Source organism: Chloroflexota bacterium, assembly GCA_038040195.1.
GTDB lineage: Bacteria > Chloroflexota > Limnocylindria > QHBO01 > QHBO01 > DASTEQ01.
This window is the reverse complement of record JBBPIR010000002.1, coordinates 52,506-65,347: the sequence shown is the minus strand read 5'-3', so window position 1 is coordinate 65,347 and position 12,842 is coordinate 52,506. Positions and strand designations below refer to the sequence as shown.

11 protein-coding genes are annotated in these 12,842 nt (G+C 71.0%); 1 reads left to right on the top strand and 10 read right to left on the bottom strand.

The window, feature by feature from the left end; genetic code table 11:
- Window positions 1-18 precede the first annotated feature (18 nt).
- Both AABM41_04395 and der read right to left on the bottom strand, forming a co-directional pair.
- Complete coding sequence (locus AABM41_04395) at window positions 19-1,029, bottom strand: NAD(P)H-dependent glycerol-3-phosphate dehydrogenase (protein MEK6191552.1); 1,011 nt, start codon at window positions 1,027-1,029, stop codon at window positions 19-21.
- 22 nt (window positions 1,030-1,051) lie between these two features.
- Window positions 1,052-2,491 (bottom strand): ribosome biogenesis GTPase Der, encoded by a 1,440-nt coding sequence (der, locus tag AABM41_04390; protein MEK6191551.1) that lies wholly within the window; start codon window positions 2,489-2,491, stop codon window positions 1,052-1,054.
- A gap of 47 nt (window positions 2,492-2,538) precedes the next feature.
- Between der and AABM41_04385 the strand changes: the two genes are divergently transcribed.
- On the top strand, window positions 2,539-3,783 hold the full coding sequence (locus AABM41_04385) for a glycosyltransferase family 4 protein (protein ID MEK6191550.1): 1,245 nt from the start codon (window positions 2,539-2,541) through the stop codon (window positions 3,781-3,783).
- On the opposite strand, the gene AABM41_04380 is transcribed toward AABM41_04385, so the two are convergent.
- Genes AABM41_04380 through AABM41_04345 form a run of 8 tightly spaced genes read right to left on the bottom strand, consistent with a single transcriptional unit; the run spans window position 3,780 to window position 12,841 of the window.
- A complete protein-coding gene (locus AABM41_04380; GenBank protein MEK6191549.1) occupies window positions 3,780-7,319 on the bottom strand; it encodes an adenylate/guanylate cyclase domain-containing protein in 3,540 nt (1,179 codons plus the stop codon). The genes AABM41_04385 and AABM41_04380 overlap by 4 nt on opposite strands.
- A 9-nt stretch (window positions 7,320-7,328) precedes the next feature.
- Entirely contained in the window at window positions 7,329-8,222 is an 894-nt protein-coding gene (ispH, locus tag AABM41_04375; protein ID MEK6191548.1) for a 4-hydroxy-3-methylbut-2-enyl diphosphate reductase, read from the bottom strand.
- A gap of 31 nt (window positions 8,223-8,253) precedes the next feature.
- Complete coding sequence (locus AABM41_04370) at window positions 8,254-8,919, bottom strand: lysophospholipid acyltransferase family protein (GenBank protein ID MEK6191547.1); 666 nt, start codon at window positions 8,917-8,919, stop codon at window positions 8,254-8,256.
- Window positions 8,916-10,382 carry a (d)CMP kinase gene (cmk, locus tag AABM41_04365; GenBank protein MEK6191546.1) on the bottom strand — a complete coding sequence of 489 codons (1,467 nt, stop codon included), beginning with the start codon at window positions 10,380-10,382 and terminating at the stop codon, window positions 8,916-8,918. Before cmk ends, AABM41_04370 begins: the two co-directional genes overlap by 4 nt.
- On the bottom strand, window positions 10,354-10,908 hold the full coding sequence (gene scpB / locus AABM41_04360) for an SMC-Scp complex subunit ScpB (GenBank protein MEK6191545.1): 555 nt from the start codon (window positions 10,906-10,908) through the stop codon (window positions 10,354-10,356). The genes cmk and scpB overlap by 29 nt, the downstream gene beginning before the upstream one ends.
- 4 nt (window positions 10,909-10,912) lie before the next feature.
- On the bottom strand, window positions 10,913-11,707 hold the full coding sequence (locus tag AABM41_04355) for a segregation/condensation protein A (protein MEK6191544.1): 795 nt from the start codon (window positions 11,705-11,707) through the stop codon (window positions 10,913-10,915).
- 4 nt (window positions 11,708-11,711) lie between these two features.
- Complete coding sequence (locus AABM41_04350; protein ID MEK6191543.1) at window positions 11,712-12,233, bottom strand: hypothetical protein; 522 nt, start codon at window positions 12,231-12,233, stop codon at window positions 11,712-11,714.
- On the bottom strand, window positions 12,221-12,841 hold the full coding sequence (locus tag AABM41_04345) for a site-2 protease family protein (GenBank protein MEK6191542.1): 621 nt from the start codon (window positions 12,839-12,841) through the stop codon (window positions 12,221-12,223). Before AABM41_04345 ends, AABM41_04350 begins: the two co-directional genes overlap by 13 nt.
- Between the last annotated feature and the right edge of the window lies 1 nt (window position 12,842).

Sequence of the window (12,842 nt, the reverse complement as noted above, 5' to 3'; positions counted from 1 at the left end):
GCAAGGCGCCTCTGTGCGCTACGCCTCTCGCCCAGTCAGCTCGTCCTTCTGGGCGCGGGCCATCAACATTGCCATTGCCTCGAGCGGAGGGCGGCCGCGGTGGATGACCGCATCCACCTGCTCGGCTATTGGCATCTCGACCCCGTGCCGGGCCGCCAAGGCCAGGGCGCCGGTGACCGTGGTCTCGCCCTCGGCCACGCCGCCCAGCTCGGCCGCGATGTCGGCCCAGGCCATGTTCGTGGCCAGCAGCTCGCCTGCCCGCCGGTTGCGCGACAGCTGGCTCATGCAGGTGGCGATCAGGTCGCCCACCCCGGCCAGCCCGGCGAAGGTGCGTGGGTCGGCGCCGGCGGCGACGCCCAGCCGCGTGATCTCGGCCAGCCCGCGGGTGACGATGGCCGCCTTGCCGCTGTCCCCCATCCGCAGGCCATCGGCCATACCCGCCGCCAGGGCAATGACGTTCTTCAGCGCCCCGCCCAGCTCCACGCCCACGACGTCGGGGTTGGTGTAGACGCGAAACTGGTCCGACCCGAGCAGGGCGGCAACCTCGGCCGCCAGCGCGGGATCAGAAGATGCGACAACCGTCCCGGCGGGCAGGCCGGACGCGACTTCCCCGGCCAGGTTCGGGCCCGACAGCACCGACACGCCCCGCCCGGGCGCCTCCTCCCCGAGGACCTCGCTCATCCGGGCCTGGGTCCCGGCCTCGATCCCCTTCACTACCGACAGGAACGGCGTCCTAGGCGCGAGCTCGCCTGCAACGCGGCGCAGGGTCTCTCGCGCGTGCGCCGACGGGACGGCGAGCACGTAGAGCCGATGCGGGGTTTTCAGCTCGCCGGCGTCACCGGTGACGAGCAGGCCCGGCGGGAATGGGTGCTCCGGGAGGTAGCGGCGGTTCTCCCGATCGCGCGCCATCTCCTCAGCGGCCTCCGGCCGGTGGGCCCACAGGGTGACGGAGTGATCGGCGGCGGCCAGCAAGCGGGCCAGGGTCGTCCCCCACGCCCCGGCCCCGATGACCGCGATCCGCTCCGCCATGCGCGGCGAGGATAGCGCCGGCCTAGCGAGCGGCGGCTCGGGTTCTGCGGGCGCGGGGTCGCTCCCCGGCGGCGCGGGCGCGGAAGCGGAGGCGGATCGGGGTTCCGGCAAAGCCGAACGCGTCGCGCAGCTGGTTCTCGAGGTAGCGCCGGTACGAGAAGTGGAACAGCTCCGGGTCGTTGACGAAGATCACGAAGGTGGGGGGCGCCACCGCCACCTGGGTCGCGTACAGGATCTTCGCCTGGCGGCCGCGGGCCACCGGAGGCGTGTGCGCTGCCACCGCCTCACCCACCACTCGGTTGACCTCGGCGGTTGGCACGCGCCGGTAGCGCTCCTCCGCCACGCGCCGGGCCTGGCGCAGGATGCGATCCACCCGCTGGCCGGTCAGTCCCGAGGCGAACACGATATCGGCCCATTGGAGGTACGGCGCATCCCGGCGCAGGGTGTGCAGCCAGTCATCGGCGGTCTTGTCGTCCTTCTCGATGGCGTCCCATTTATTGATGACCAGCACCAGGCCCTTGCCGGCCTCCAGCACGTGGCCCACCACGTGGGCGTCCTGTGCGGTGAAGCCCTCGACCGCATCGGTCAGGACCACGGCCACGTCGGCTCGGTCGATGGCCTTCAGGCTGCGGAGCACGCTGTAGTGCTCGGTGCCGCGCTGAATGGAGCCCCGGCGGCGGATGCCGGCCGTGTCGATCAACACCATCGGCTCGCCATCCACCGTCACCTCGGCGTCGACCGCATCACGGGTGGTGCCGGGAGTTTCGCTGACGATCATCCGCTCCTTGCCCAGCACCCGGTTGACGAGCGTCGACTTGCCGGTGTTGGGTCGTCCCACGATGGCCACCCGAGGTGGACCGATATCGGCCGCGGCCAGCTCCTCCAGCTCGGCGTCGGTCGGGAGGTCATCCTCATCACGCATGACCGATGGCGCCGCCTCGGCCTCGGGCGCCTCCGACGCGGGCGGGAGATGCTCGACGATGAGATCGGCCAGGTCGCCGGTGTTCCGGCCATGTGCCGCGCTGATGGTGATGGCCGGGTCGAAGCCCAGGGCGTAGAACTCGGCGCCCTCGGCCTCGCGCCGCACGTTGTCGGCCTTGTTGATGACCAGGATGGTGGGTCGATGTGCCTTGCGAAGCCGATCCGCCACCTCGTAATCCAATGGCGCCAGGCCGGCCGCGGCGTCAACCACGAACAGGACCAGGTCCGCTTCATCGATGGCCACGCGCGCCTGATCCTGAACGCGCTCCTCGATGCTGGTCCCCGGCTCCAGCTCCAATCCTCCGGTGTCGACCATCATGAAGCGGCGGCCATTCCAGTCTGTTTCGCCGTACACCCGATCGCGGGTCGTGCCCGCGGTGTCCTCCACGATGGCCGACCGCTCGCCCACCATCCGGTTGAAGAGCGTGCTCTTCCCGACGTTCGGGCGCCCGACGATGGCCACGATCGGCAGCGATGACATGCCGCTGAGTGTATCGGCCCGTCACCGGTCGGCTAGGATCACCCACCGTGCGCATCGGTATCGTCGCCACCCGGCTGGCCGGCGTCGACGGCGTGACGTTCGAGACCGCCAAGTGGGAAGCGGTCCTGGAGCGGATGGGCCACGAGGTCCGGCTGTGCGCGGGGGAGGTGGATGCGCTCCGCTACAGCGCTCGGCTGGTCCCGGCCATGCATTTCCGGCACCCGCCCGCGGCGCGCGTGACCTCGGCTGCCTTTGATCCGGACAGCGACCCGCAGGCGGTCCGCACCGAGATCCAGCGCCTGGCCGGCCAGCTGCTGCCGGTCCTCGCCGCGTGGGTCGAAACCGAGCGGCTCGATCTGCTCGTGATCGAAAACGGGTGGGCGATCCCGATGCAGCTGCCGCTGGGGGTCGCTCTGCACACCCTGGTCGAGCAGACCGGTCTGCCCGCCATCGGGCACCACCACGACTACTGGTGGGAGCGCGAGCGGTTCAACCGATGCGTCGTGCCTGACCTCCTGGAGGCATCCTTTCCGCCCGACCTGCCCACGGTTCGGCACGTGAGCATCAGCTCACTGGCCGCGGCCGGCCTCCAGGCGCGGCGCGGCCTGTCGTCGACCGTCGTCCCCAACGTGTTCGACTTCAGCACGCCGCGCCCGCCGCCGCGTCCGGACATCCGCCGCCAGCTCCGGACGGAGCTGGGCATGAGCGAGGAGGGATACCTGATCGTGCAACCCACCCGGGTCGTGCCGCGCAAGGGTATCGAGCTGGCCATCGACCTGGTGGGTCGGTTGGGCGATCCGCACGCCGTCCTGCTCATCACCAGCCCCGCGGGTGACGAGGGCCTCGATTACCTGATCTCGCTCGAGCGGCGAGCGGAGCGGGCCAAGGTCAACCTGCGCTACGCGGCCGACCGCTTTGCACCTGATCACGAGGGCCGGCCGCTGGGTCCTGCGCACTCCCTTACCGACGCGTACCTGGCGGCGGACCTCATCAGCTACCCCAGCCTGTACGAGGGCTTCGGCAACGCGTTGCTGGAGGCGGTCTTCTACGGGAAGCCGGTCCTGGTCAACCGATACCCCGTCTTTGACGCAGACATCCGGCCGCTCGGGTTCCGGTTCGTGGAGGTCAACGGCGCCGTCACCGACGACACGGTCCGGACGGTCCGTTCCATCCTCGCCGACCCCGCCGGACAGGCAGCCGATGCCGAGCACAACTTCGCGATCGGACGCAAGCACCTGGGCTACGACCGGCTCGAACGCGCCCTAGGTGAGGTGATCGGCTCGCTGACCTAGCGGTTGGCTGGCGCAGCCGCGCTGACCAGGGACTTGGCCTCGCTGATCTCCGTTGGCGCTTTCAGCTCACGGAACGTCGCCAGCGCCGCCTGAGCGGCGGTGGCCGATTCGCTCAGCCGGCCGGCGGCGAAGTATGCCTGTGCGAGCCACAGCTCGGTCCGCGCGCACTCCCAGGGGACTTCCAGCGTGGTGAAGGTGTCCCGGGCTCGCCCGAGATAGTCGGCGGCCCGATCGTGTTCGCCAGCCGCCAGAGCCGCCTGCCCCTCCAGCCGGTCTGCGACAGCGGGGAGGAATCGCAAACCGGTCCTGTCGGCCCACTCGCGGGCCTCGGCCACGATGGCGGGCGCCTCATCCCACGTCCCCTGGGCGGCGATCAGGTCGGCCCACCCCTCGAGGGTCAGATCCCGGTTCTGGATGTCGCGGACCGGGTCACGAACGGCCAGGCGAGCGCGGGCCTCATCGAATTCGCGCCGCCTGATCAGGGTCTGCACGATCCAGAGCCGTGGCCCCGAGATCCCCACGTTTCCCTGGACGGCCTGGGACTGCTCGAGCAGGGCGATGTTTCGGTCGGCAGATGCTGAATCGCCGACGACCTCGCTCAGGTACGCCGCAACGCCGTACAGGCGGTAGGAGTGATAGCGGAGCATCGTCGCGGGGTCGGCCAACCCACCAAACTCGGCCTCGATCGCCGTGTACGTTCGCCAGAACTCCTCCCAGCGGCCCAGCCGAAAGTTAGCCACCGCGTAGAAGGCGCCAGACACGGAGTGGGCGAGACCCATCTCGGTGGCGCGCGCCCAGCCGATGGCTGCCAACTCGGCGGCTCGCCGGAAGTCGCCGATGTGAGCGAGGGCCCATGCGGTCGTTCCATAGATGTCGACCACCTCGACCATGTCGTCCAGCTGGGGAACCAGCCGGAGTCGCTCTTCCTGTGGCTCCAGCGTGAGTCGGTAGCCGCCTAGCATGGACCCCGTCGCACCCAGCCCGTCGAGGGCGGCGGACAGGAGGTCCGCCCTTCCCAGCCGGCGGGCCATGGCCACCGCCTCCTCGGCGGTGGCTCGATCTTCCTGTATGCGTTCTGGGTCGGTCTCCGCCTCGCCGAAGCCCCAGCTCCAGGCCCCGCGAGCTATCAGGAGCCGCAGTCGCTCCTCGCTGTCGCCTTCTTCCAGCATGGTCAGCCCCAGCTCGAGGTAGGGAGCAGCCGCTTCGCGGCTTGGAAGGTGGCGCATCAACCCCGGCCAGCGGGTAGGCATCGCGAGCAGGACCCCGGCCAGGCGGGCAACCGCTCGGCGGTCCTCGGTGCTGACCGGACCGGCGCTCATGCGGAGGTCGATCGCCTCGCGGGCGGAGCGCCAGGCGTTGTCCCCCTCGTTGGCCCACAGTTGCATGCCCACCAAGATCTCCAGGCCCCGGGCACGCTCGATCGGTCCCTGCGCCAGTTCAAGTGCCACGCGCACGCGTTCGCGAGCGCGCTCCGTCGCCAGGTGGCGAGCGGCTTCCTCGGCCGCCTCGAGCAGTAAATCCACCGCCCTCGCTCGGATCTCCTCGCGTCGGTCTGGCTCCACCTTCGCCCACGTGGTGGCACGCTCAGCCTCGGTGTAGTGGTGTGCCAGAAGCTCGACGACCTCGATGCGGCGCCCACCGATCGCCTCCTCAATCCATTCGGCCACCCTAAGGTGAGCCCCGGCGCGGTCCCGCCGGGGGATGCTCTCGTACGCCACGTCGCGCACGAGGGCGTGCTTGAAGATGTACTCGGGCTGGCCGGCCATGGTCGAGGCCAGGCGCGACAGGATCAGATCCCGTGCCTCGAGCTCCCGGAGGTGCTGATCGAGGGCGCCGGCCGATCCGTTCAGGAAGCGGGCCACCGGGGCCGGCCAGAAGATGCGTCCGACCACCGCGGCGGCCTGCAGGGTCCGCTTCTGGTCGCTTCCCAGCAGGTCGATCCGCGCCGCCAGGACGGCCTGAACAGTATCCGGGATCTCGACGGTCGAGAGGTCGGGGTCGGCCTGCCAGCCGTCCGCGCTCTGCACGATTCGCCCCTCGTCGATGAGCTGACGGAGGATCTCCTCCACGAAGAATGGGTTGCCATCTGCGCGTTCCACGATGCGTGCGCGCAATGCGGCGGGGAGCTCCGCGACTTCGAGAAGGTGATCCACCAGCTCTGCGGTGGCCGCTGGCGGCAGCGGGTCCAGGAATACGCTGGAGAAGCTGCGTCGGCCGCCGCCCCAGCCCGGCCGCCGGTCGGTCAGCTCGGGCCGCGACGGGCAGAGGAAATACACGCTTCCCTCGACTCTCTCGCTGACGTCCTCGACCAGGTCGAGTAGGGCCCCGTCGGCCCAGTGGATGTCGTCGATGACCACCACCAGCGGCCCGTCAGCGGCCAGGGCTGAGAAGAACGACCGCCAGGCGCCGTGGATCTCCACGCGCAGCTGCTCCGGCTCGAGGCGCTCGAACTCGAACCCGGGCACCGCGATCCCCACCGTGTAGCCGAGGAGGGCCGCCGCGCGCGGCGGATCCTGCGCGACCAGGGCGGTGAGGACGCGCTTGCCGAATTCGGTGAGCTTGCCCACGACGTCGTCCGGCGGGTCGCTATCGAGAATGCCCGCTTGCGACTTGAGGATCTCGGCCAGCGGCCAGAACGTGACGCCCGATCCATACGAGAGGCAGCGGCCGCGGACGACCCGGGGCGGCTGCGGGCGCTTCACCAGCGCGGCCAGAAACTCGACCGTCAGCCGGCTCTTCCCGACACCGGGCTCGCCGTACAGCGTCACCAGGTGCGGCCGGCGTTCGGCGGCGACCCGCTCGTAGAGCGACACGAGGAGGTCAAGTTCCGCATCGCGACCGACGAGCGGTGAACGCAGGCCATGGACCCCTCGTGCGTGCGCGCCGGCGGCCTCGCCGACCAGCTCGCGCACGGCGACCGGGGACGCCTTGCCACGCAGTCGTTGCGCGCCGAGGTCACGGAACGTGAAAGCTGGAGCGGCGGCGGCCGTGCGCTCCCCGACCGCGATCTGGCCCGGGTCCGCTTCCTGTTGGATGCGAGCCGCGATGTTCACCGCGTCGCCGGTCACCATCCCTTCTCCCGGGCGCGGGCTGGTGGTTGCCACCACCTCTCCGGTGTTCACCCCGATCCGAACCTGCAGCTGAGCTCCGCCTTCGGAGCGACGCCCCTCGTTCAGCGCCGCGAGGCGGGAGCGAATCGCGAGCGCGGCGTGTAGGGCACGCGCAGGGTCGTCCTCGTGGGCAACCGGGACGCCGAATACGGCCATCACGGCATCGCCGATGAACTTCTCGACTGTACCGCCGCGGGCTTCGATCTCCTCCCGCGCCACTGCGAAGTACTCCCCCATCAGATCGCGGACGACCTCGGCATCCAGCGCCTCGGCCAGCTCGGTCGAGCCGGTGACGTCCGCGAACAACAGGGTGACAAGCTTGCGCTCCTCGCCGGCCGTCGGGGCCGCCTCGACGGCCGCGCCACAATGCGGGCAGAAGGCAGACCCGTCCGCGACCTCGCGGTGGCAGGACGGGCAGGTGGCCACGTCCAGAGTCTACGCGGCGGTCAGGGTGTAGATCCGGTCGCGGACCTCCTCGAGGTCATCCTCCGGGGTGGAGGTGCCGCCCGTGATCCCGATCCGGGCCTTACCGGCCAGCCAGCCGGCGAAATCGGCCTCCAGCTCATCGGCATCGGCGACATGGATGGTGTCGGGCAGGACCTGCGCGCATTTGACGGCCAGCTCGCGCGTGTTCGAGCTGTTCTTGCCGCCTACCACGATCATGGCGTCCACGTCTGCCGCCAGGCGCACCGAGTCGTCCTGGCGGGTCAGAGTCACCGGGCACACGGTGTTGACGACCCGCATGTCGTGGCAGCGACGCAGGCAGAAGGCCGCGAACTCCTCGAGCTTGGACGGCAGGATGGTGGACTGGCTCAGGACCCCGAGCTTCTTGGTGCGCGGCACCCGCTCCCAGGTGGATCGGTCCATGTCGTCCACGACCACGTGATCCTCCCCGGCGTAGGAGCGGACCCCCCGCACCTCGGGGTGGTTCTCGTGACCGATGATGCAGACCGTGTAGCCCGCTTCGTTCAGCTCGCGAGCCGCCTTCTGGCTCTGGACGACCCATGTGCAGGTGGCGTCGATGAGCTGAAGATCGTCCTTGGCGCGCAGCGTTTCGAGCTCCTCCCGCGGGACGCCGTGCGCCCGGACCACGAGGGTCCCGCCCTCCACCTGGTCCGCCAGCTCGGCGGTGTGGATCCCGCGCGCCTCGAGGTCGGCCTTGATGCCCGGGTTGTGGACCAGCTGGCCCAGGGTGGTGACTTCCTCGCCCGCCTCGGACGCCTTGCGGGCCTTGTCGATGGCCAGCCGCACGCCGTAGCAGAAGCCGGCCCGCTCCGCGATGCGGACCTCGGGACGAGATGGAAGCGTGGGAGCGGACGAGGCGCTCATGACGCCTCCATTCTAGGTGCGCACCCCTGGATCAGCCGTAGACGCCCCTTCGAGCCGGCGGCAGGAGGGCCGCCACCTCGCGCATGACCCGGGTGGTGCCCTCCACCAGCTCAACGCGGTCGATGGGTCCGTCCGGACGGTAGAACAAGGAAAACGGTTGACCGATCCGCACCGTGGCTCGCGGGCGCGGCCCGAAGACGGCCCGCCAGCTGAACATCCCTTCGGTCCCGGTGATGGCCAGTGGCACGATCGGAGCGCCGCTCCGCATGGCGAGCAAGGCAGCCCCATTGCGGGCCGGGATGAGTGCCCCGCTGGGACTGCGGGTGCCCTCCGGAAAGATGAGGAGCGCGCGACCGGCCTCCAGCACGGCCAGCGCCTTGCGCTGCGCACCCAGGTCGCCCATCCGTCGGTTGACGTAGATGACGCCACCCTGCGTCCCCAGCCAGCCGATCAGCGGCCAACCCCGGACCTCGACCTTGCTGACCATGTGCACGACCCGACCGATTCGCCAGCACGTGGCAAACCCCGCGACCAGTGGATCGGCCAGGGTGTAGTGGTTGGCGACCAGGATGACCGCGCCCGAGCGCGGGAGGTTCTCGAGCCCCACGCTCCGGACACCACCCAAAAGGCGGAGGAGGATGCTGATGAGCAAGCCGAGTGGCCGATACGCCCACAGCCGCGGAAGGGTGGCGGTCACGGGGCGGCGCGCGGTCCGAGGGCGGCGATGATGGCGTCCACGCACGCGTCGACATCCAGCTCCCCGGTGTCCAGGACCAGCGCCCCCGGTGCGCGGCGCAGCGGGGCCACCGGCCGGGTCGTGTCGGTGCGGTCCCGGTCCTCGATCTCGCGCCGATAGGCCGCCAAGCGGTCCGGGCGACCCATCTGCGCCGCGCGCCGTCGTGCCCGGGTGTCGGCCGACGCGGTGAGGAACACCTTCAGATCGGCATCCGGCAGCACCACGGTGCCGATATCGCGCCCCACCATCACCGTGTCTCGGCCGCGCGCCGCGTCGCGCTGGACCTTCAGCATGGCCTGCCGGACCTCGGCATGCCGGCTCACGGCCGGAACGGCTCTCTCGATCCGCGGTTCGCGCAGGTGCACGGTGACGTCGCGTCCGTCCAGGGTCACCCGTTCGCTCGGTTCCGTCACGCGGTGGTCCGCGGGCTGGACGTAGATGTCCGCTGCGCGCGCGAGGCGCGCCAGGGCAGCCTCGTCATCCGGATCGACGCCGGCCTCGAGCGCGGCCAGGGCCACGGCCCGATACAGGAGCCCGGTGTCCACGAAGCGCGCCCCGATCCGGTCGGCCAGCGCACGACCAACGGTGCTCTTGCCCGATCCCGACGTTCCGTCCACGGCGATCTGCAGGCCCGCGCCCCGTCCGCTGCGCGGCCCAGGTTGTGCCGTCCCGCTCAGCGCCGCAACCTCTCCCGCGTTCAGCGGGCGCCAGGCACCCGGCGCCAGCCCGGCCAGGGTGACCGGTCCCATGGCGGTCCGGACCAACCGATGGACCCGATAGCCGGCCGAGGCGAACAGGCGCCGGACCTCGCGTTTGCGACCCTCCCCCACCCGGACCATGAGCCACGGCGCGGCCGGCTCGGGCCCGATCTCGATATTGCGCGGCCGCCTCGACGGGGCCGCGCTCAGGAGCCTGGCTGGACCGTCCTCGAGCTCAAGCCCGGTCAGCAGCCGCTCGAGGTCGTCCGGTGCCGGAGTGCGGTCGAGCTGGACGGCGTACTCGCGTTGGATGCCGTAGCGCGGGTGGAGCACGCGCTGGGCCCAGGCCCCGTCGTTGGTCAGCAGCATGAGGCCCTCGGACTCGACGTCCAGGCGGCCGGCGGGCCACAGACGCCCGGGTGGTCGAGGGTGGACCAGGTCGACCACCGCCTGGCGTCCTCGGGCAGCCGCGGCCGATGACAGGACACCGCGTGGCTTATGGATCGCCAGGTGGACCGCGCCCGGAGCCTCCAGCGTCACCGGCTTTCCATCGAACGTCACGCGGTCCCGAGAGATGTCCACCCGGGTGCCGGGCGTCGCCGGCGTCCCGTTGACGGTCACGCGCCCGTCGGCGATCCAACGGTCGGCGGCTCGCCGCGACCCGAGCCCGGCCCGGGCCAACACGGTCTGGAGTCGCTCACCCTGCATGCCGCTCGGCGCCGTCACCGTCGGCGACCAGGACGGCCGCCTCGTCGGGGAGGGGCGGCAGGTGCTCGAGGCCCTCCAGGCCGAACCGCTCGAGGAAGGTGAATGTGGTGCGGTACACGATCGGACGGCCGGGAGAGTCGCGCCGTCCAACCTCGGCGATCAGCCGCCGATGCAGCAGCGAGCGGATGACCGACTCAGAGTCCACGCCCCGGATCCGCTCCACGTCGCCGCGGGTCACCGGTTGCTGATAGGCCACCACGGCCAGGGCCTCGAGGGCGGCCGGGCTGAGGCGGCCCTCGGCCCGCTCGGCGTAGCGCCGAACCCGATCCGACACCTCCGGGGCTGTGGTGAGCTGCCACGCCCCGTCGAGCCGCTGCAGGCGCAGCCCGCGCCCGGACAGCGCGTCGCCCAATGCCGTCAGCGCGTCCTCCGCCGCGCGCGGCGTGACCTCGGCCAGCTCCGCCAGCTCGCCGGTGGCCAGCGGACGGTCGGCCACGAACAGGATGGCCTCCAGGGCCGCCACCAGCCCGGCATCGGTGCTCATCGGTTCACCTCCGCAGCATCTCGAGCACGATCGGGCCGAACAGCGTCTTCTGCCGAGCGCGGAGCTCGCGGCGACGGACGAGCTCGAGTACAGCCAGAACGGTCACGACCCGCTCGGTCCGGGACGTGCCGGCGGCCAGGACCGTCTGCAGGACGACCCGACCGGTCTCGCCCAGTGCCGCACGCAGCACGCCGATCTGCTGGCCGACGGTGACCTCGCGCGGCACGATCTCCGGCGCCGGGGGCTCCGGTTCCGCGACGGCGGCCAGCCGGCTCAGGGCGTCCGACAGGGCCGCCGGGTCGAGCGGGGCCAGCGGCGCCTCGGGCAGGTCCGAGAGACGTGGCTCGCGATGCCACATCGGCGCCACCAGGTCCCGCGCGGCGAGGTCGCGAGCCGCGTCGCGGATGGCCCGATACGCGATCAGCCGTCGACGCAGGTCCTCCTCGTCGATGTCCTCGACCCCAGCCGCCTGGAGGCCGAGCGGCTCGTCGGAAAGCAGGCTCCGCGACTTGATGAGGATGAGCTGGGCGGCGGTGGAGACGAACTGGGCCAGGTTGGCGGCGTCGACCGGATGGGCGGCCACGAACGCGACGTATGCATCGGCGACCTTGGCCAGCGAGACGGACAGGATGTCCAGCTCGGCTGACTCGATCAGGTGCAGGAGGAGCGGGAGCGGTCCTTCGAACACCGGCAGGTCGACCTGGAACTCGGGCGGCGGTCCGATGGGCAGACCGACCCGGGGTTCGGCTGCGATCGGGATGGCCTGAGGGCGCTTCGAGGGGACAGCCTGGCGCGCCATGTGCTCAGGATGCCGCGTCGGCGGCGCGCAATGCAGCCTCCAGCTGCGCGTCCGATCGGTCCGGGGTGCCCTGGATGAAGGCCGCGACCCGCGGACCGCAGCCGGCGTCGAGCGCCGCACGCGCCGACCGCTCGGCGTGGTGCAGGTGGAGGTGGAACGGGTACCGCCACGAGTCGGGATCGGTCGATGCCAGGCGCTCCAGGCGCCTCGGCGCACCCGCCTCCAGGAGCACGACGACGACTCGGTGCCACAACCGCAGTCGGGCGCCCTTGGCGGCGTCATGGAGCAGGGCGGCGGCCAGGAGGTCGGCATCATCCACACCCGCCTGGTGCAGGCGCCGGACGACATCAAGGGCATGGCGCTGGTCGGCGATCGGCATGGCATCGAACAGCGAGGTCGCGGTCGCAGGGAGGAGGGCGTGCGCCGCGGCCCGTTCGGCAGGGGCGACCTGCGCGCGGAGATGGTTGCTGAACTGTCGGACGCGGTAGGCGGGGCGCATCGGTCCGGTTCCGGTCAGAGCCCGCACAGGAGTGCCGCCCATGGGTAGGCCAGGCCGAGGACCCCACCGAGCGGGCTGTTGGGCAGGATCAGCAGCAGGAGAAGGAGCACGACCCCGTAGCCCTGGTAGCGTCGGATGCTGTACTCCCAGCGCGGAGGAACGAGGGCGGTCAGGACGGCGAAGCCATCCAGGGGCGGGATGGGGATCAGGTTCAGGATGGCCAGCAGGAGGTTGACGACTGTCGCCACGTAAATCAGCTGCAGCACGGCGCCGCCCGCACCGGTGAGATCGAACGCCCGATAGGCCAGGGCCAGGATGAGGGCCACCAGGACGTTGGCTACCGGGCCGGCTCCCGCCACGAATGCCATCCCAGCCCGTCCCGGGCGCAGAGCCGCGACGTTCACCGGGACCGGCTTCCCCCAGCCGATGCCGACCAGCACCAGCAGCGCGGTGCCCAACGGGTCGAGGTGGCGCAGCGGGTTGAGTGAGACCCGGCCCAGGGCCCGCGGTTGGCGGTCGCCCAGCTGGTCGGCCACCAGGGCGTGGCTGAACTCGTGGGTCGTGATCCCCGCCAGCATGCCGAGCACGATGCCAGCCAGGGCTGGCAGGCTGACGTTGTCTCCGAGGAACAGCACC